Source organism: Hydrogenophaga sp., from assembly GCF_011772445.1.
In the GTDB taxonomy this organism is placed as follows: domain Bacteria; phylum Pseudomonadota; class Gammaproteobacteria; order Burkholderiales; family Burkholderiaceae_C; genus Hydrogenophaga.
In genome coordinates this window covers 124349-144126 of record NZ_WVZN01000044.1, presented here as the reverse complement: position 1 = coordinate 144126, position 19778 = coordinate 124349, and the positions used below count along the sequence as shown (strand labels likewise).

At 69.7% G+C, this 19778-nt stretch carries 14 protein-coding genes and 1 pseudogene; 5 read left to right on the top strand and 10 right to left on the bottom strand.

The annotated features are described in order from the left end of the window. Window positions 1-95 precede the first annotated feature (95 nt). Both GTO19_RS17790 and GTO19_RS17785 read left to right on the top strand, forming a co-directional pair. Window positions 96-1850, top strand: a complete 1755-nt coding sequence (locus GTO19_RS17790; RefSeq protein ID WP_291020446.1) for an integrin — start codon at window positions 96-98, stop codon at window positions 1848-1850. Between the two features lie 8 nt (window positions 1851-1858). Next, window positions 1859-3574: an integrin gene (locus tag GTO19_RS17785; RefSeq protein ID WP_291020444.1), complete on the top strand. Its 1716-nt coding sequence runs from the start codon at window positions 1859-1861 to the stop codon at window positions 3572-3574. A gap of 10 nt (window positions 3575-3584) precedes the next feature. Here the strand turns inward: GTO19_RS17785 and GTO19_RS17780 are convergent, their stop codons facing one another. Genes GTO19_RS17780 through GTO19_RS17760 form a run of 5 tightly spaced genes read right to left on the bottom strand, consistent with a single transcriptional unit; the run spans window position 3585 to window position 7815 of the window. Beyond that, on the bottom strand, window positions 3585-3890 hold the full coding sequence (locus tag GTO19_RS17780; RefSeq protein WP_291020442.1) for a DUF1330 domain-containing protein: 306 nt from the start codon (window positions 3888-3890) through the stop codon (window positions 3585-3587). Between the two features lie 21 nt (window positions 3891-3911). Continuing rightward, complete coding sequence (locus GTO19_RS17775) at window positions 3912-4529, bottom strand: molecular chaperone TorD family protein (RefSeq protein WP_291020440.1); 618 nt, start codon at window positions 4527-4529, stop codon at window positions 3912-3914. A 20-nt stretch (window positions 4530-4549) separates the two neighbouring features. Next, on the bottom strand, window positions 4550-6652 hold the full coding sequence (locus GTO19_RS17770; RefSeq protein ID WP_291020438.1) for a 4Fe-4S binding protein: 2103 nt from the start codon (window positions 6650-6652) through the stop codon (window positions 4550-4552). Then, on the bottom strand, window positions 6579-7196 hold the full coding sequence (locus GTO19_RS17765; protein WP_291020436.1) for a DUF3306 domain-containing protein: 618 nt from the start codon (window positions 7194-7196) through the stop codon (window positions 6579-6581). Before GTO19_RS17765 ends, GTO19_RS17770 begins: the two co-directional genes overlap by 74 nt. 1 nt (window position 7197) lies before the next feature. Continuing rightward, entirely contained in the window at window positions 7198-7815 is a 618-nt protein-coding gene (locus tag GTO19_RS17760) for a DUF3305 domain-containing protein (RefSeq protein WP_291020434.1), read from the bottom strand. 324 nt (window positions 7816-8139) lie between these two features. Between GTO19_RS17760 and GTO19_RS17755 the strand changes: the two genes are divergently transcribed. Continuing rightward, window positions 8140-9831, top strand: a complete 1692-nt coding sequence (locus tag GTO19_RS17755) for an integrin (protein WP_291031243.1) — start codon at window positions 8140-8142, stop codon at window positions 9829-9831. A gap of 80 nt (window positions 9832-9911) precedes the next feature. On the opposite strand, the gene boxA is transcribed toward GTO19_RS17755, so the two are convergent. The 4 genes and pseudogenes from boxA to GTO19_RS17735 form a co-directional block, all read right to left on the bottom strand. Beyond that, window positions 9912-11189 carry a benzoyl-CoA 2,3-epoxidase subunit BoxA gene (gene boxA, locus GTO19_RS17750; protein ID WP_291020431.1) on the bottom strand — a complete coding sequence of 426 codons (1278 nt, stop codon included), beginning with the start codon at window positions 11187-11189 and terminating at the stop codon, window positions 9912-9914. A 129-nt stretch (window positions 11190-11318) separates the two neighbouring features. Beyond that, window positions 11319-12745: pseudogene (gene boxB / locus GTO19_RS17745) on the bottom strand (benzoyl-CoA 2,3-epoxidase subunit BoxB). Between the two features lie 37 nt (window positions 12746-12782). Further along, entirely contained in the window at window positions 12783-14441 is a 1659-nt protein-coding gene (gene boxC, locus GTO19_RS17740; RefSeq protein ID WP_291020429.1) for a 2,3-epoxybenzoyl-CoA dihydrolase, read from the bottom strand. 135 nt (window positions 14442-14576) lie between these two features. Further along, entirely contained in the window at window positions 14577-15509 is a 933-nt protein-coding gene (locus GTO19_RS17735) for a helix-turn-helix transcriptional regulator (protein ID WP_291020427.1), read from the bottom strand. A gap of 138 nt (window positions 15510-15647) precedes the next feature. Here GTO19_RS17735 and GTO19_RS17730 point away from each other — a divergent pair, with 138 nt between their 5' ends. Then, window positions 15648-17225 carry a 3,4-dehydroadipyl-CoA semialdehyde dehydrogenase gene (locus GTO19_RS17730; protein ID WP_291020425.1) on the top strand — a complete coding sequence of 526 codons (1578 nt, stop codon included), beginning with the start codon at window positions 15648-15650 and terminating at the stop codon, window positions 17223-17225. 25 nt (window positions 17226-17250) lie between these two features. Beyond that, on the top strand, window positions 17251-18828 hold the full coding sequence (locus GTO19_RS17725) for a benzoate-CoA ligase family protein (RefSeq protein WP_291020423.1): 1578 nt from the start codon (window positions 17251-17253) through the stop codon (window positions 18826-18828). 16 nt (window positions 18829-18844) lie between these two features. On the opposite strand, the gene GTO19_RS17720 is transcribed toward GTO19_RS17725, so the two are convergent. After that, window positions 18845-19696, bottom strand: a complete 852-nt coding sequence (locus GTO19_RS17720; protein WP_291020421.1) for a GNAT family N-acetyltransferase — start codon at window positions 19694-19696, stop codon at window positions 18845-18847. Window positions 19697-19778: the final 82 nt, after the last annotated feature.

The following is a 19778-nucleotide window of genomic DNA, read 5'->3' as shown; positions in this document are numbered from 1 at the left end:
GCCTGACGCTTCTGTGATTACTGCCATGGGGGTATGGAAACCGGTAGGGGGTACCCAGTCCAATCGCTTCGCCAGCTTCCACCTGCGAAACGACCATGCAATCCCTGTCCTCCTTCCTGATCCGCACGGCCCTGATCGCCCTCCCGGCGCTGCTCGGCGCCTGCGGTGGCGGCGGCGAGCTGAGCATCGTGTCATCGGGCCAGGCCACCACCGCGCCCGAGACAACGGGTCCGCAGGCGCCCACCCTCAGCCTCACGCCGACCGCCATCAAGACCTTCCGCTTCACCTGGACCGACGTGGCCGGCGAGACCAACTACCGCCTGCTCGAGGACCCGGACGGCACCTCGGGCTATTCCCCTGTGGCCATCTTGCCTGCCGATGCCACGCAGCACGACCTCGAGGGGGTATTCCTGCCCGAGCGGGTCAACGCGCGCTACATCCTGCAGGCCTGCCAGGGCGCGACGTGCACCGCCTCCGCGGCGGTCTCGGTGTCGGGCCCGCTGAGCCAGGGAGTCGGCTACATGAAGGCCCTCAATGCCGATTCGAACGACCGCTTCGGCGTGGCGGTCGCGCTGTCTGCCAATGGCGACACCCTGGCCGTGGGTGCCAGCGGCGAAAGCAGCCAGGGCGCCGACCCGCTGGACAACAGCCTCGACGGCAGCGGCGCCGTCTACGTCTTCACCCGCACCAACGCCACCTGGCATCTGCAGGCCCGCCTGAAAGCCTCCAACCCCGACACCTACGACCGCTTCGGCGGCAGCCTCGCGCTGAGCGCCGATGGCAATACCCTGGCCGTGGGTGCCACGGGAGAGCGCAGCCGCAGCGCTGACCCGCTCGACAACAGCGGCTCACGCAACGGCGCTGTCTACGTGTTCTCGCGCAGCAGCGGCGCCTGGCAACAGCAGGCCTATCTGAAAGCCTTCAACACCGGCTTGTACGACCAGTTCGGCAACAGCCTCGCGCTGAACGCCAACGGCGACACCCTGGCCATCGGCGCCGAGGCCGAGAGCAGCTCAGGCACCGACCCGTACGACCGCAGCCTCATGGCCAGCGGCGCCGTCTATGTGTTCTCGCGCAGCGGCAGCGCCTGGCAGTTGCAGGCCTTCCTGAAAGCGTCCCCCACCGACCTGCAGGACTTTTTCGGCTTCAGGGTGGCGCTGTCCGCCAGTGGCGACACCCTGGCTGTGGGCGCCTGGGGCGACAGCGGGCAAAACGACAACCTCGTCTTCAGCGGCGCCGCCTACGTCTTCACGCGCAGCGGCGGCCACTGGCAGCAGCAGGCCTACCTAACGGCATCCAACCCGAATGCCCGCGACCGCTTCGGTGTCAGCGTGGCGCTGTCCGCCAATGGCGACACCCTGGCCGTGGGTGCCGAGGACGAGAGGAGCCGCAGCACCGACCCGCTGGACAACGGGGGGGTGTCCAACGGTGCCGTCTACGTGTTCTCGCGCAGCAGCGGCCACTGGCAGCAGCAGGCCTACCTGAAAGCCGCCAACACCGACGCAATGGACCGCTTCGGCACCTCCCTCGCGCTGTCCGGCGACGGCGACACCCTGGCCGTGGGCGCCAGCGGCGAAAGCGGCGACGGCACCAGCCCGTCCGACAACAGCCGGAGCACGAGCGGGGCCGTCTACGTCTTCAAGCGCAGCGGCGGCGCCTGGCAAGAGCGGGCCTACGTAAAAGCGCCCAACGCCGACGTCAACGACGGCTTCGGCGCCAGCGTCGCGCTGTCCGCCGACGGACAAGCGCTGGCCGTGGGTGCTGGCGGTGAGAGCAGCGCGGCCACCACGGTCAACGGCGATGCCTCCGACAACAGCGTGCCCGGAGCGGGCGCCGCGTACCTTTTCTGAGAGGCGATATGGCAACGCCACCGACACCTGTTCTCGCGCGCCTTGCGCTGCTGGTCCTGGCCGGCTCTCTCGCCGCCTGTGGCGGCGGCTCCGACAGCGCGCCATCGGCCGCCTCCGTCACCCTTCCCTCCGCTTCGGGTCCGCAGGCACCGGTCCTCACGCTCACGCCGATGGTCGCCAAAACCTTCCGTTTCACCTGGAGCGACGTGGCCGGCGAGACCAACTACCGCCTGCTCGAGGACCCGGACGGCACCTCGGGCTACACCTTGTTGGCCACGCTGCCCGCCAACACCACCGCGCACGACCACGGCTTGTTCCTGCCCGCGCGGGTCAACGCGCGCTACATCCTGCAGGCCTGCCGGGCCGGCACCTGCCTCGACTCCGCGCCCGTGAGCGTGTCGGGCCAGCTGGTCGCGGCCATCGGCTTCCTCAAGGCGGACGTCTCCACCGCCGACGACCGATTCGGCTACAGCGTGGCCCTGTCCAGCGACGGCAGCACGCTCGCCGTGGGTGCGCCCGGCGAAAGCAGCGCGTTCAGCGGCATTGCCGCGCAGGAGCCCGCCTCCGCGAACGACCAGGTCAACAGCGGCGCGGTCTATGTGCATGTTCGCCAAGGCCAGCGCTGGCAACTGCAGGCCTTCCTGAAGTCGCCGGCCAATGCCTTGCACGACAGCTTCGGCAAGAGCCTGGCCCTGTCGGCCACCGGTGACACGCTGGCCGTTGGCGCCCGTGCCGGCAACACGGGCCGGGTGCACTTGTTCGCGCGCGCCAGCGGCACCTGGAGCGAGCGGCAGCAACTGGTGGCATCCAACGCCGCTCCCGGCCGCTCCTTCGGCCAGAGCCTGGCGCTGTCGGCCGCGGGCACCGTGCTGGCGGTCGGCGACCCGATGGAAAGCGCCGGCGCCCTCCGCAACAACGGCGCGGTCTATCTGTTCGTCGACGATGGCACGCTGTGGAGTGAGCGGGCGCTGCTGAGGGCGAGCGCGCCAGAGGACCAGGCCTTCTTCGGCAGCAAGGTGTCGCTCAGCGGCGCCGGCGACACACTGGCCGTGGGGGCGCCCGAGAGCAGCAGCACCACGCCGTACGGCGGCTCGGCCTACGTCTTCACGGGCAGCGGCGCGAACTGGACCCAACAGGTCGAACTGAAGGCGCCGCACGACCTGGCGGAGCTGTCGTTCGGCGCGAGCGTGGCGCTCTCCTCGGACGGCACCACGCTGGCCATCGGCGCGCGCGGCGACGACAGCGGCGTGGTGGGCGACCCGCTGGACGGCAGCGCCTCCCTCAGCGGCGCCGTCCACGTGTTCGGCCGCGACGGCATGAACTGGCTTCACCAGGCCTACCTCAAGGCCGCCCATCCCGGCATGGACGACCAATTCGGCCGCGCCGTGTCACTGTCGGGCGATGGAAACACCCTCGTCGTCGGCGCCCCGTACGAACGCAGCACCGCCGACGGACTGGGGGGCGACCAGGCCAACGACGGCTCGTCGGAGGTCGGCGCGGCCTATGTGTTCAGGCGCCAGGGGCTGACCTGGCGGCAGCGCGCCTACGTGAAGGCGCCCAATAGCGGCCCCGGCGACACCTTCGGCATGGACCTCGCCCTGTCGGCCGATGGCCAGACCCTGGCTGTCGGCGCCTACGGCGAAAGCAGCTCGGCCAGCGGCTGGAACGCCGCGCACGACAGCAACAACGACGAGGCCGGGTCGGGCGCGGTCTACCTGTACTGAAGTGCCACGGTCAGGGCTGCTGTCCCTCGTAGCCCTCGATGACGATCAGGTCGATCACCGACGCCGTCGCGCGCAGCGCGATGGCGGCCTGGTAGCCTGGCGAGCGGTAGCAGGCCATGGCCTGCTCGTACGAGGGGAACTCGATCACGACGTTGCGCGAGCGGCTGTCGCCCTCCACACACTCGAAGCGTCCGCCGCGCACCAGGAATTTCGCGCCGTGCTCGCGAAACGGCGACGCGTTCGCTTCGACGTAGCGCTTGTATTGCTCCAGGTCGTTCACGTCGACGCGACCGATCCAGTACCCCTTGCCTGCCATGCCCGCTCCTTTGGCTGGTGATCAGACCAGCATGTCGAAGCCCTGCGCCTCGACACCGATGAAGGCCTGCGTGAACCCCGCGACCGCCGCGTAGAAGCGCGCCTTGGGGTGGGCCGAGATGGTCTCACAGAGCTGCGGCACCCAGGTCTGAACGTGTTTCGTGAAGAACTCCCGCTGGCGCGTGAGGTTGGCCACTTCCACGTCGTCGCCGGCGATCAGGTAGCGCATGACCTCGAACACGTAGGCCACGTGGTCTTCCGTCTCGGACATGCCCTCTTCACGCGCCAGGCCGAGCGCGGCCAGGTCCGTGCGCAATTGCGCGAGCGGCTTCTCGTTCAGGAAACCGCTGAGGTAGTGCGAACCGAACAGGTGGATGTCGGGCTTGCCCACGCCGCCGAACAAGGCGTCGTGCTCGTCGGCGATCTGCGCGTCGCTGCCCTCGCGCGCGGCGGCCACCACCTGACGCCAGGGTTCTTCCAGGAAGCCACCGGCGGCGGGTGCCTCGGTCGCGGCCACGCGCAACTGGCTCAACAGCTCCGCCGTGGGTGGCGCGTAGTACAGGGCGGCCAGCAGGCCATAGACCTCGGCGCGCGCGGTTTCTTCATCGAGCGTGGAGGAGACGGGGATGCGTTCCATCATGGCGTGTGCGGTGACTGGTCTCAGTGATCGGTGATGCGCGTTTCGTTCGGGTTGGTGTAGATGTCCACCACGCGGCAGTCGCCGCACATCTTCAGTCGCTCCAGTGCCTCGCCCTGGAACATGGAATGGCCGGCCAGCTTGCCCAGCATCAGCTCCACACCCTTGAGCGTGCCGAAGGGCTTGCCGCAGCGCACGCAGGCGTAGGGCTTGGCTTCGTTGAGCACGCGCGGCTGGCGGCGCTGCTCGGTGAGCAGCAGGCGCGGCTGCAGGGTGATGGCGTCCTCCGGGCAGGTGGTGGCGCACAGGCCGCACTGCACGCAGTTCTTTTCGACGAAGCGCAACTGCGGTCGCTCGGCGTTGTCGAGCAAGGCGTTGGCCGGGCAGGCGCTCACGCAGCTCAGACACAGGGTGCAGGCGTCCTGGTTCACGTTCACCGCGCCGAACAGGGAGGCCGCGGGCAAGGCCACCGCCTCCACTGTGCGAGGGTGCGCAGCGCTGTCCTGCAGCAGGTGGTCGAGCGCGAGTTCCATGGTGGCGCGCTTTTCGCGCTGCACGGCATAACTCGCGCGGCGCTTCACGCCTTGCGCGGGCGGCGAGGCGAGCTGCACGTCCAGCGTGGCCACGTCGCGCGCCTCGATCAGGCGAAAGTGCGTGCCGCTGTAGCCGAGCCCGCTGACGATGGCCTGCGCCACCGCCATCTGCTCGCGCAGCGCGTCGCGGTACTGCGGGGCCTCTTCGTCCGTCATCAGCACCCAGACCTGCGAGGCGCCATACGCGAACGCGCTGAGCCACAGGTCCAGGCCCACGGACGCGGTGTGCCACAGCGGCAGCGGAATCACGCGCGCGGGCACGCCCTTGACGGCCTTGGGCCTGAGCATGGCCTCGCGGCCGAGCGCCTCGATCAGTTCGCTGCCGGCGGCCTGGCTGTGCAGCAGCAAGGCGGCGTCCTGGCCACCGGCCTTGGCGTAGGTGGACAGGACCGTGCGCAGCTTGTTGCCCTGCTCGCTGGCGCGCGGGTACGCGTAGCCCAGCGCGCCCGTGGGGCAGACGGTGGTGCAGGCACCGCAGCCCACGCAAAGATTCGGGTTCACGGCAATCTGCTGCCGATCGACCTCGCTGCGGATGGCCAGCGCCGAGCAGACGTCGATGCAGGCGTCGCAGCCCACGGTCTCGTTGCGGCCGTGCGCGCAAATCTTGTGGTTGTAGGTGAAGAACTTCGGTTTCTCGAACTCGCCCACCATGTCGCGCAGGGGGACCAGGGTCTCCACGCCTTCGTCGTGGCGCAAGCCGCCGGGCCGGTGGAAGTAGCCCTGAGGGTGCGCGTGCTGCGAGAAGGCGGGCGCCTCGCGCAGGTCGAGCACGAGGTCGAAGCGCTCGCGCTGCGTGGCGGGCTCGCGCTGGAAGTTGATTGCGCCCACGGCCTCGCAGGCTTTCACGCAGGCGCGGTGGCTGCGGCACTTGTCGAGGTCGATCTGGTAGTCGAGCCCGATGGCGCCCTCGGGGCAGGCGGCCACGCAGGCGTTGCAGCGCGTGCACAGGTCCAGGTCGATCGGGTTGGCGCTCGACCACTCGACGTCGAATGCGCCGAGCCAGCCCTGGATGGCGCCGAGCTGTCCGCTCAACACCGGCCAGGTGCGCGCCTGCTGGCCGCGCCCGCCCTGCGCGAACACGGTCACGTTCAGCACGTCGGCGACACGCTCGGCAAAACGCTCGGCCTCATCCAGCGGGCCAATGATGAGCAGGCGGCCCTCGCTTCGGTAGGTGACGGTGGGCACGGGCTCCGGATCGGGCAGTCGCGCGGCGGCGAGCAGCGCGGCCATCTTGGGCGTGGCGGCCTTGGCTTCGCGGCCCCAGCCACCGGTCTCGCGAATGTTCACGAATCGGATGGGCCGCACGTCCAGCGCCACCGCGCCCTCGGTCTGCTGTGAGAGCTCGGTGAACAGCCGGCTTTCCTGCGTGCAGGCCACCACCAGATCGTCGCCGCTGCGACTGGCGCGCTGGAACGCGGCCGCGTCGCGCCGGCACAGCGTGGTGTGCGTCGTCAGGTCTTCATCCAGCGCCGTGCCCAGGGCTTTCGCGTCCAGGGGAATGGTCTGGTTGCAGTTGCAGATCAGCGTGGTCATCGTGGGTGGGGGGCGTGTCGGCGACGGCGTCGCCGGTAGTGGCGGCGGTGGGTCCGCCGCTCGGTGTGGAATCGCTGGCCGTGGCGGACGCCTTGGCTTCGTCCGGGTCGTCCACCAGCTTGAGGAAGCGCGCGCCCACCATGCTGGCCATGTCGGCCTTGGACAGCGGGCTGGGCAGGCTGTAGTCGTCGATGTAGACGTCCAGTCCGTCCATCACATTGAAGCGCGGATCGGCGAACAGTTTTTTCACCGCGGCGTTGCGCACCTCGCTGGAAACGTCACGCGCGACGAAACGGCTGAAGTCGGCCTCGGGGGTGAGTTGCGCCACCTCGTCCAGCGTGGGCGGCGGGGTCGACTCGCGTGGCGCGGGCGACGCGCCGTCGGCGGCCTCGCCTGCGGGCGGGGCGGCCTGGGGCGCCGATGGCATGGGCAAGGCCTCGGTGTTCGCCGCAGCCGCGGGCTCCGGCGGCGGCACCAGCCCGTCTCGCACCGCCTGCTTGCGACGCGACCAGCGCGAGAGAAAGCCATCGTTCCCGTTCGCCATCTCAGGCACCTTCGGCGCCGCCGCGCCGCTTGTCCGTGCTCACGCGCACGGGCTGGCCGAAGCGGTCGGTCAGCGGGCGGAAGCTCTCGGGGCGCTTGCGCTTCTTGGGTTCGGGCACGTAGGTCGCATCGACGAAGGCGCGCATCCAGTCGACGACCTCGGGCGGCGCGGGCACCTGGTCCACGCGCTCCTGCGCGTCCAGCCAGCGGCCCGCGTCGTGGTAGCTGAGCGTGACGACCTGCGGCACCGCCACGGGCTCGCCATCGAGCAGGCGGTCCTCCTCGGCGCGCCACATCACCCAGAAGCAGGGCTTGGGGCTTTCCAGGTTGAGCATGTAGCCCTCGGCGTCGTCGCGAAAGAGCTCGACGCGAAAGCGCGGGTGCAGCCAGTGCTGGCTGCCTTCGACGACCAGGCCGGTGTCGATCGGCTCGACGGCCTGCGGTTCATGGGACTCGTCAGGCACCAGCAACGCGGCCTCCTCGGGCGCGGCATGCAGCATCACGTCCGCCAGCACCCAGCGCCAGGCTTGCCAGCGCGCCATCGGCCCCTGCACGGGCTCGCGCCGCATCACGACATCGACCTCGATGACGGGCCTTTGCCGGGCGGGCATGGGGGACATATGGGCAGCATGCATACGGAACGACGACTGTACGTCATCCGCGGCCATACCCCCAGGGAGATATCCCGGAGCTCGGCAGGGTATGGGCGAGGCGATTTCGGCGTCGATTCATTTCCCTCCTGTTATGGGTGCGCGGCGTAATGCCTAGGCGGTATGGATGTCACGGGGCCTGCGCGCATCCAATCGCGGCCTGCTCCACTCCACCCGCCCCACGTGAAATTCATCCGCTTCTGCGCTGTCCGCGCATCCCTGTTGTTGGTGGCCTGCGCCGTCGTGGCCTGTGGCGGGGGCTCCAGCGCCGAGCCCTCCTCCGCCAGTGTTCGGGTGCCCGCCGTCGCCGCCAGTACCTCGGCGAACTTCAGCCTCACGCCCACCGCCATCAAGTCGTTTCACTTCACCTGGAACGACATGCCCGACGAGACCGGCTACCGCCTGCTCGAAGACCCCGACGGCGCATCGGGCTACACGCCCATCGCCGAACTGCCGGCCGACACCACGCAGTACGAGCACCCGGTCTTCCTGCCCGATCGGGTGAACGCGCGCTACCGCCTGCAGACCTGCCAGAACCAGCATTGCGTCGACACCGCCGAGCTGGGTGTGAACGACCGGCTGGTCCCGGCCATCGGCTACGTCAAGGCCGCCGCCCCGGCCGACCGCGATCTGTTCGGCGGCAGCGTGGCGCTGTCCGCGAACGGCCAGTACCTGGCCGTGGGGGCGTCCGGCTACGACTCCGCCAGCAGCAACATCGGCTCGGTCCATGTGTTTGCCCGCGAGGGCACCACCTGGCGGCAGCGGGCCGTGCTGCAAGGCCTCGCCCCCCAGCAGCACGACAAATTCGGCGCGAGCCTGGCTTTGTCAGCCCAGGGCGACACGCTGGCCGTCGGCGCGCCGGGCGAGGGCAACCCCTTTTCGCCCGGCGTCCCCTTGCCGGTCGGCGGCACGGTCTACGTCTTCGCCCGCACGGGCGACAGCTGGGGCCTGCAGCAGGCGGTGAATGCCCTGAACGCGGACACAGCCGATCGATTCGGCGAGCAGGTCGCGCTCTCGGGCGACGGCGATACCCTGGCCGTGGGCGCACCGCTCGAAGCGGGCAGTGCCAACACCGTCAACGGTCCCGATAACAATGACCTGCGGGGCAGCGGCGCGGCCTATGTGTTCACCCGCGCGGGTGGCGCCTGGACACAGCAGGCCTATGTGAAGGTCTCCCATCCGGACGCCTTCGACAACTTCGGCCGCGTGCTCGCGCTCTCGGCCGACGGTCAGACCCTGGCCGTGGGGGCGATCGGCGACGACAGCGCCGCCCGGGGTGTCGGCGGCGACCCGAGCGACAACACCACCAACGACAGCGGCGCGGTGTACGTCTTCGCCCGCCAAGGGGACCGCTGGGGCCAGCAGGCCTACGTGAAAGCCTCCAACGCCCGCAACGGTGCCTGGTTCGGCAGCGCCATCGCGCTGTCGGCCGATGGCCAGGTCATGGCCGTCGGCAGTCAATTGGAAAGCAGCGAGGCCACCGGCATCGATGGCGATCAGGACAACACCGGAGCCGACCGCAGTGGGGCGGCCTATGTCTTCGCGCGCCGAGGCGCGCAATGGCGCCAGACCAGTTACCTCAAGGCCTCGAACACCGGGGCGCGCGATTTCTTCGGCAGCAGCGTGGCCCTGTCGGCCGACGGCAAGACGTTGGCGGTGGGCACCCCGGGCGAAGACAGCGACGCGCGCGGCCTCCAGGGCGAACAGGACAACGACAACGCCAACTCCAGCGGAGCGGTCTATCTCTTCAGGCACACCAGCGCCGGCTGGCGGCAGCAGGCCTACGTCAAGGCCTCCAACACCCAAAGGACGAGCGTCTCCGACTTCGGCCGCGCCCTGGCCCTCGCGGGCCGCGCCGATGGCCTGGGCGATCAGGGCATGAGCCTGGCCGTGGGCTGCCCCTACGCCGCCAACAACAGCAGCGGGGTGGGCGGCGACCAGGGCAATGCCGCGGGCGAGGACGTGGGCGCCGTGTACCTGTACTGAGCACCAGCACGGCCCACGCCACGCCTGACGCGAGCCGAGCGCCGTCCGGTGCCGCAAGGCCGCCGAGGCGGCGCCCGCCCTCAGTAGGTTTCGAGGTGCAGACGCCCTTCGCGCTGCAGCGACGCGCCCACCGCCTCCCAGTCCAGCCCGGCGCCCGCGGCGATGTCGCGCAGCGCCAGCACCACGCCCTCTTCCATGCTCTTGAGGCCACACACGTAGAAGTGCGCGTTCGGGTCCTTGAGCAGTTGGGCCAGATCGGCCGCGCGCTCGCGCATCGCATCCTGCACGTACTTCTTGGGCTGGCCCGGCGTGCGGCTGAAGGCGAAGTTGGTGTCGATGAAATCCTTGGGCAGGCTCTGCAGCGGGCCGAAGTACGGCAACTCCTGCTGCGTGCGCGCGCCGAAGAAGAGCATGAGCTTGCCGCCCTCGAACTTGCCCGACTGGCGCAAGCGCCGCCGCCACTCCGTCATCGCGCGCATCGGCGCCGAACCGGTGCCGGTGCAGATCATCACGATGTGGCTCTTGGGGTGGTTGGGCATGAGGAAGCTCGCGCCGAAAGGCCCGATCACCTCCACCTTGTCGCCCACCTTCAGGTCGCACATGAAGTTGCTGGCCACGCCGCGCACCGGCTGGCCGTCGTAGTCCTCCAGCACGCGCTTGATGGTGAGCGAGAGGTTGTTGTGGCCCGGGCGCTCGCCGTTGCGCGGGCTGGCGATGCTGTACTGGCGCGCGTGGTGCGCGCGGCCCTTGGCGTCGGTGCCCGGCGGCACCACACCGATGCTCTGGCCTTCCAGCACGGGAAAGGGCATGGTGCCGAAGTCCAGCACGATGTGGTGCGTGTCGTAGTCGGTGCCGACGTCGGTGACGCGCAGGTTGCCCGTCACCGTGGCGGTGATGGTCTTCTGCGCGGCCTTGGGGCCGTAGAGGTTGGTGAAGGCGTGCGCGGCCGACCAGGGCGGCAGCGTGGCGCCGTAGCGGCTGGCGACGAACTTGTCCTCGGTGGTGGCGGCAGCAGGTGCGGGCGCAGGGGCCACTGCCTCGGCCGCGGGTGCTTGCGCGCCGGCAGCGGCCAGTTCCTCGGGCGGCAGTTCCTCGGGCAGCGACTCCCAGCCGAACTGTTCCTCGACGGTGTACGCGCGCACCTTGGGCATGGTGCGCCAGTTGTCGATCGAGCCCGTCGGGCACGGCGGCACGCAGGCCATGCACAGGTTGCACTTGCTCGCGTCGACCACGTAGTTGTTCGAGTCGTGCGTGATCGCGCCCACGGGGCAGGTCGCCTCGCAGGTGTTGCAGCGGATGCAGATCTCGGGGTCGATCAGGTGCTGCTGGATGACAGCGAGTTCAACAGGGGCGTTCATGAGCAGTCTCCTAACAACAAGGGCCCAGTGACACGCACGGGCCCAGGCCGGGGATGCCGAGGAACCGGCTTTGCCGGGCCTCAGGCATCGCCCCCCTTCCAGGGGGGAGCGGCGAAGCCGCGCAGGGGGTCAGCCGAATCTTACGTACTCGAAGTCGACCGGTTGACGGTTGATGCCCATCACCGGCGGCGCGATCCAGCCAGCGAACTTGCCCGGCTCGACCACGCGGCCCATCAGCGAGGCCACGAAGGCGAAGTCTTCCGGCGTGGGCAGCCACTCGCCCTTCTTCGCGTTCCACTCGGCGTCGTTGACGACGCGACCCTCGGGCGACATCTTGATGCCCGCGAGCGCGCCGATCTGGCGGTTGAAGGCCTTGTGCGGCACGGTCAGGCGCGTGGGAATGCCGGCCTTCTCCAGCACCTTGTTCCAGCGGTTCACACCCGCCACGGAATCGGTGATGAAGTCGTCGCGCAGCACCTCGTTCAGCGCGTTGAGCATGGGCACTTCCTTCTCGACGAGCTGGCCGTCCTTCACCTCGAGCACCTTGTAGGTCTGGCCCTTGAGCACGTGGTCGTCGCTGCGCTTGCCTTCTTCGTAACGGCCCTTGAGGCCCGAGCTGTAGAAGATGGCGGCGTTGCTCGACTGGTCGGCACCGAACAGGTCGATGGTGACGGAGTAGTGGAAGTTGAGGTACCGCTGCACGGTGCCCAGGTCGATGGCGCCGGCGGCGCGCACCTTGGCCGGGTCGTCGGTCTTGAGCTCGTTCATCACCTCGCGGTGCGCTGCATCACGCGCGACACGCCGGTCTCGCCCACGAACATGTGGTGGGCTTCCTCGGTCAGCATGAACTTGGTCGTGCGGGCCAGCGGGTCGAACCCGGACTCGGCCAGCGCGGCGAGCTGGTACTTGCCGTCGCGGTCGGTGAAGTAGGTGAACATGAAGAAGGCCAGCCAGTCGGGCGTCTTCTCGTTGAACGCACCGAGGATGCGCGGGTTGTCCTGGTCGCCCGATTGGCGCTCCAGCAGCGCCTCGGCCTCTTCGCGGCCGTCGCGGCCGAAGTGCTTGTGCAGCAGGTAGACCATGGCCCAGAGGTGGCGGCCCTCTTCCACGTTGACCTGGAACAGGTTGCGCAGGTCGTACATGCTGGGCGCGGTCAGGCCCAGGTGGCGCTGCTGCTCCACCGACGCCGGCTCGGTGTCGCCCTGCGTGACGATGATGCGGCGCAGGTTGGCGCGGTGCTCGCCGGGCACGTCGTTCCAGGCGGCCTCGCCCTTGTGGTCACCGAAATGGATCTTGCGATCGGCCTCGCCGGGGTTGAGGAAGATGCCCCAGCGGTAGTCGGGCATCTTCACGTGGCCGAACTGGGCCCAGCCCTGCGGGTCCACGCTGACCGCCGTGCGCAGGTAGACCTCGTGGTTGGTCGAACCCTCGGGGCCGACGTCGTCCCACCAGTTGATGAAGTTGGGCTGCCAGCCTTCCAGCGCGCGCTGCAGCGTGCGGTCTTCGGACAGGTTGACGTTGTTCGGGATCTTCTCGCTGTAGTTGATCGTGGACATGTCGTTCTTCCTCGGGTTCGGTGGCGGGGTTGGTGGGTCAGACGCGATTGAAGTCGAAGAGCGCTTTGTCGCCCTTGCCATAGACCTTGAGCGCGCCCTTGTCGCCGACGGCGTTGGGGCGGATGAAGATCCAGTTCTGCCAGGCGGAGAGGCGGCCGAAGATGCGCGTCAGCATGTTCTCCTTCTGGGCGAAACGCAGGTTGGCCTCCAGGCCGGTCAGGGCGTCAGGCGACATGGCGGCGCGTTCCTCGATGGCGATGCGCACCTCGTCGGCCCAGTCGATGTCATCGGGCGCGGCGGTCACCAGACCCAGCTTGAAGGCGGCGTCGGCGTCCAGCGCCTGGCCCACGGCACCGCGCACGGCCTCCATGGCGGGCGTCTCTTCGTAGAAGCGGCGCTGCAGGCGCGACTGGCCGTTGACCATGGGCAGCAGGCCCAGGTTGAACTCGCCCAGCGTGATCTTCGGCGCGTTCGCTTCGTCGTCGGGCAGCGCGAGCATGTAGGTGCGGTCGGCGCAGAAGGCCAGTTCGGCCAGCGTTCCGGCGAAGCAGGAACCCTGCTCGATCAGCGCGAACAGGCTGCGCGAGGACACGTCCATGCGGGCGAAGGTGCGGCGCAGCAGGCCGATGGTTTCGCGCACGAACCAGTGGTCCTGGTGCTTGAGCAGGGTCGCGTCGCTGGCCAGCACGGCGGCGGCATCGCCTTCGGTCTTGATCAGCCAGGTGCCGATGTCCAGCTCGTTGGTGCGCAGGTTCAGGATCGCGTCGTCGAGCTCGCGGCCCATCTGCAGCGGCCACCACGCGGCGCCCGCGGCCTCGATGCCGGCGATGTCGGTGGGCTGGGCGCTGGTCGGCGCCTTCACCGTCAGCGTGGCGGTGCGCTTGGCGCGGTCAATGGTGACGTTGACGTACTGGTAGGCGATGCCGTCGGCGCTGTCGGTGCGTTCGATGCGCGGCAGGGCCACGCCCTTGCCATCGGCCGGGCGGTCGCTCTGGGCGGCCAGGGCCTGGGCGCGCGCGGCCACGTGGGCGGCGAACTGCTGCGGCTTGGCGATGGAGTCGACCAGGCGCCAGTCCACGGCCTTCTGGCCGCGCACGCCTTCGCTGGTGGTGCAGAAAATGTCGGCCAGGTCGTGGCGCACGTGGCGCTTGTCGGTCACGCGGGTCAGGCCGCCGGTGCCGGGCAGCACGCCCAGCAGCGGCACCTCGGGCAGGCTCACGGCGCTGCTGCGGTCGTCGACCAGCACGATCTCGTCGCAGGCCAGGGCCAGCTCGTAACCGCCGCCGGCGCAGGCGCCGTTGACGGCGGCGATGAACTTCAGGCCGCTGTGCCTCGACGAGTCCTCCAGGCCGTTGCGCGTCTCGTTGGTGAACTTGCAGAAGTTCACCTTGCAGGCGTGGCTGGAGAGGCCGAGCATGAAGATGTTGGCGCCGGAGCAGAACACACGGTCCTTCAGGCTGGTGACGACCACGGTGCGCACCTGCGGGTGCTCGAAGCGGATGCGGTTGACCGCGTCGTGCAGCTCCACGTCCACGCCCAGGTCGTAGCTGTTGAGCTTGAGCTTGTAGCCCGGGCGGATGCCGGCGTCTTCGTCGATGTTGACGGCGAGGGTGGCGGTGGCACCGTCCACGGACAGCTTCCAGTGGCGGTACTGGCCGGGCTCGGTGCGGTAGTCGACGGGGGCGGGTTGGCTCATGAAAGTCTCCTCGGGCGGTGGGGCATCGGCGGCACTGGATTTCCGGTGCCAGCGGCATGACACGAATAATAGTGCATGCATTCAAACGCAGTCAATGCATTTTGCTGCATGTTTCAGCCGTTCGTCGGCCGTCGTTCAGCGGCTCGGGGTCGCGATCAGGCGCTGCACCTGGTCGCGCAGGGCCAGGAAGGCCTCGTCCACGCCCGCGTAGGCGCTGGTGTTGAAGTGCAGGTCGGCCTTGGAATAGAAGGCCGAGCGGCCCCCGAGGATGCGCTTCAGGTCTTCCATGGCCTCGCGGCTGGCGGCCATGGGCCGCATGTCGCCCTGGGCCGCCACGCGGCCCATGTGGTCGGCCGGGTCGGCCTGCAGCCACACGGTGGTGCAGTGGGCCAGCAGCACGTTGAAATTGGCCGCGTCCGACACCAGCCCGCCGGGCGTGGCGATCACCACCTCGGGGTAGATCTGGATGGCCTCTTCCAGCGCGCGGCGCTCGTAGCGCCGGTAGGCCGGCGTGCCGTAGAGCGCGTGGATCTCCTCGATGCTGCAGCCAGCGAACTTCTCGATCTCGCGGCTCAGTTCGATGAAGGCGTAGCCCAGATCGTCCGCCAGGCGCTGCCCCAGGGTGGACTTGCCCGCCCCGCGCAGGCCGATGAGCGCGATGCGCGTGTGCCGCGTGCTGTCGCTCTCGGTGCGGCCCTGGCCCAGCGCGCCGCCGATGGCCACGCGCACGCGGCGCAGGTCGCTCTCGGGCCGGCCGGCCAGCATCTCGCGGATCAGCAGCCACTCGGGCGAGCTCGTGCTGACGTCGCCCAGCAGCTCGGCCAGCGAGCATTGCAAGGCCTCGGCCACCTGCAGCAGCACCAGGATGGAGGCGTTGCCCGTGCCGTACTCCAGGTTCGCCAGGTGGCGCTCGGAGACGTCGGCCGCCAGCGCCACGGCCTTGCGCGTCATGCCGCGGCGCGAGCGCAGGGTGCGCACGCGCTCGCCCAGCGCCACGAGGAAGGGGTGCCGGCCCTCGTCTTCGACGGAGGGGGGGGTGGCAGCGGCGGCGCTGGCGTCGGCGTCCATGGTTGGCGGCGGTCGGGAGACTCGGGCTAAGGGTTTGCGGGCTTGCAAATTGGCAAGACATGCACTTTAATGCACATTTCGCCGCACGCAACATAGTGCACTTTATCGCTTAGGCGGTCCCGACACCAGTCCCCAGCCATGACCACCACCCAATTGCTGCCCAACATCGTCGCCGGCAAGGCCCAGGCGGGCCAAGGCCCCGGCACCCCCCTCTTCGACCCGGTGCTGGGCACCGAACTCGTGCGCGTGAGCCGCGAGGGCCTGGACCTGGCCAGTGCCTTCGCCTTCGCCCGCGAACAGGGCGGCGCCGCGCTGCGCGCGCTCAGCTACCGCGAACGGGCCGGCCTGCTCGGCGCCATCGGCCAGGTGCTGCAGGCCAAACGCGACGACTACTACGCCATCGCCACCGCCAACTCGGGCACCGTCACGCGCGACTCGGCCGTGGACATCGACGGCGGCATCTTCACCATCGGCCAGTACGCGCGCTGGGGTGAAAAACTCGGCGACGCGCGCGCCCTGCTCGACGGCGAGCGCATCCGCCTCGGCAAGGACCCGGCCTTCCAGAGCCAGCACATCCTCACGCCCACGCGCGGCCTGGCGCTGTTCATCAACGCCTTCAACTTCCCCAGCTGGGGCCTGTGGGAGAAGGCCGCGCCCGCGCTGCTGTCTGGCGTGCCCGTGGTGGTGAAGCCGGGCACGCCCACCGCCTGGCTCACGCAGCGCATGGTGCAGGACGTGGTGGAGGCCGGCGTGCTGCCGGCCGGCGCGCTGTCGGTCATCTGCGGCTCGTCGGCCGGCCTGCTGGACGCGCTGCAGCCCTTTGACGTGCTGTCCTTCACCGGCTCGGCCGGCACGGCGGCGCAGATCCGCGGGCACAAGGCCATCGCCGAGCGCTCGGTGCGCTGCAACATCGAGGCCGACAGCCTCAACAGCGCCCTGCTCGACCCGAGCGCCACCGCCGACAGTGAGGCCTTCGCGCTCTTCGTGGGCGAGGTGGTGCGCGAGATGACCGTCAAGAGCGGCCAGAAGTGCACCGCCATCCGCCGCGCCTTCGTGCCGCGCGCGCTGTACGACGCGGCGGCCCAGGCCATCGGCGCCAAGCTCGCCAGGATCAGCGTGGGCAACCCGCGCAATGAGGCCGTGCGCATGGGCGCGCTGGTGAGCCGCGCGCAGTTCGACGGCGTGCGCGAAGGCCTCGCGCAACTGCTGGCCGAGGCCAAGCCCCTGTACGACGGCCGCAACCAGGCCCTGGTGGACGCCGATCCCGCCGTCGCCGCCTGCGCCCAGCCCGTGCTGCTGGGCACCACCGACCCCGTCGGCGCGCGCGTGCTGCACGACGTGGAGGTCTTCGGCCCCGTCTCCACCCTCATGCCCTACGACAACGAGGTCCAGGCCTTCGAACTCATCCGCCGCGGCCAGGGCTCGCTCGTGGCCTCGGTCTACAGCGCCGACCCGGCCTTCACCGCGCGCGCCGCGCTGGAGCTGGCCGACAGCCACGGCCGCGTGCACGCCATCTCGCCCGACGTAGCCAGCCTGCACACCGGCCATGGCAACGTGATGCCGCATTCCCTGCACGGCGGCCCCGGCCGCGCGGGCGGCGGCGAAGAACTCGGCGGCCTGCGCGCCCTGGGCTTCTACCACCGCCGCAGCGCGGTGCAGGCGAGCACGGCCGCGCTCGACGCGCTGGCCGCCAGCGCCACGCCCCTGACGTATTGAGTCCACGATCCCGAGGAGACAAGCCATGAGCACCGACACCGTGGCCGCGCCACCGGCGCGCTTCAACTTCGCGCGCCACCTGCTCGCGGCCAACGCCGCGCGCGCGGACAAGACCGCCCTCATCGACGACCGCGGCCGCCTCAGCTACGGCGAGCTCGACGAGGCCGTGCGCCGCTGCGCCGGTGCGTTGCAGGCCCTGGGCCTGCGCCGCGAGGAGCGCGTGCTGCTGTTCGCGCAGGACAGCAGCGACTGGGTGGTGGCCTTCCTGGGCGCGCTGTACGCAGGCGTGGTGCCCGTGGCGGTGAACACCCTGCTGCCGGCCAAGGACATTGCCTACATGCTGGGCGACAGCCGCGCGCAGGCCGCCATCGTGTCGGGCGCGCTGGTCCCGGTGATCGAAGATGCTCTGGCGCTGCGCACGCACGACGTCAAGCACCTGATCGTCTCCCGCGCCGACAAGCTGCCCGCGGGCGCGCACGACTTCGCCGACCTGCTGTCGCGCGCGCGGCCCGCCGAGCCCACCGACACGCACGCCGACGAGCCCGCCTTCTGGCTCTACTCCAGCGGCTCCACCGGCGCGCCCAAGGGCACCGTGCACACGCAGGGCAACTTGTACTGGACGGCCGAGCTCTACGGCAAGGGCGTGCTCAAGATGCGCGAGGACGACGTGGTCTTCTCCGCCGCCAAGCTCTTCTTCGCCTACGGCCTGGGCAACGCGCTGAGCTTTCCGCTGAGCGTGGGCGCCAGCGTGGTACTGATGGCCGAGCGGCCCACGCCGCAGGCCTGCTTCAAGCGTTTGACCGAGCACCGGCCCACCATCTTCTGCGGCGCGCCCACGGGTTACGGCGGCATGCTCGCCAGCCCCGATCTGCCCGCAAGAAGCGCGGTGGCCCTGCGCCTGTGCTCCTCGGCCGGCGAGGCGCTGCCACAGGACATCGGCGAGCGCTGGACGCGCCACTTCGGCGTCGAGATCATCGATGGCATCGGCTCCACTGAAATGCTGCACATCTTCCTGTCCAACGTGCCGGGCGAGGTGCACTACGGCAGCACCGGCCGCCCCGTGCCGGGCTACGAGGTGGAGCTGCGCGACGAAGATGGCCGACCCGTGGCCGACAACGCCGATGGGTCCTCCGGGATCGGCGACCTCTACATCAAGGGCCCCAGCGCCGCGCTGATGTACTGGAACAACCGCGCCAAGACCCGCGACACCTTCCAGGGCGGCTGGACCAAGAGCGGCGACAAGTACCTGCGCAACGCCAACGGCACCTACACCTACGCCGGCCGCAACGACGACATGCTCAAGGTCAGCGGCATCTACGTGAGCCCCTTCGAGGTGGAGGCCACGCTGGTGCAGCACCCCGCCGTGCTGGAGGCCGCCGTCATCGGCAAGGAAGACAGCGACGGTCTGACCAAGACCAAGGCCTACGTGGTGCTCAAGCCCGGCCAGCAGGCCAGCGCGTCCGATCTGCAGGCCTTCGTGAAGGAGCGCCTGGCGCCCTACAAGTACCCGCGCTTCATCGAGTTCGTGGACGAACTGCCCAAGACCGCCACCGGCAAGATCCAGCGCTTCCGGCTGCGGGAACGGGAGAAGGCGGCGGGCTGAGCCCGGCGGCGCAGTCCTAGCCGATCTCCAGCGCCGTCAGCGCGTACTGCCGCGCCAGGTCCACATGGGGCCGCGGCCCGCGGTACATGCGCGCCGTCGGAAAGCCCGCCACGAAGCCGTGCCGCTCGGCCAGCGCCAATGCCTCGCGGTTGGGCTCGGGCATGTCCAGGTGAACGGGTTCCTGCGGCCCCACGCCTGCGCACAGGGCCTGCATCAGGCCGTCGGCAATGGCTGGCGAATCGGCGCACAGCGGGCCGATCTTGTGGCCCTGCACGCAGGCGCGCCGCACCCCGTAACCGCGCAACTCGCCGTCCTGCAGCCAGCCCAGCGACGTGCCGCGGCGCTGGCGGATCCAGCCCTGCAGGAAGGCCGGGCGCGGCTCCGGATGAAAGCGCCGATCGTAGGCGGCCACACTGTCGAACGGCATGCCCGCCAGGCGCACGATGCGCGGGTGCGGCGGGCGCGGGCCCAGGCCGACGCCGCTGTAGCGCCGGTTGCGCCAGGCCAGGTCGAAGCCGCTGCGCGCGTAGTTGCCCTGCTGCTCAGGCACCCCGTCGAGCCCGACCACACAGCCCTTGAGGTGCTCCAGCGCCGCGTTCCACACCGCCAGCCCCAGGCCCTTGCCGCGAAAGCGGGGCTCCACGATGTAGAGGCCCACGAAGCCATACCCCACACCGTGGCGCAGGCCGCTGATGCAGGCCACGGGTTGTTCGCCGATCCAGGCCATGAAGTGGCCGCGCGGATCGATCGCGTGGAACAGGTCGGTGTCGTGCAGACCGGGATTCCAGCCCTCGCGCGTGGCCCATTGCAGGGCCAGCGCCAGGTCGGTGCGCGACATGCGCTGGATGCGGTGAGCGGGCGTCTTCATGGCAAGGGGGTCCTCGTGGATACCCGCGATGAAAGCCCAAGCCGCAAGCAATGGCCATACCGCGGAGGCGGTAAGTGCACGC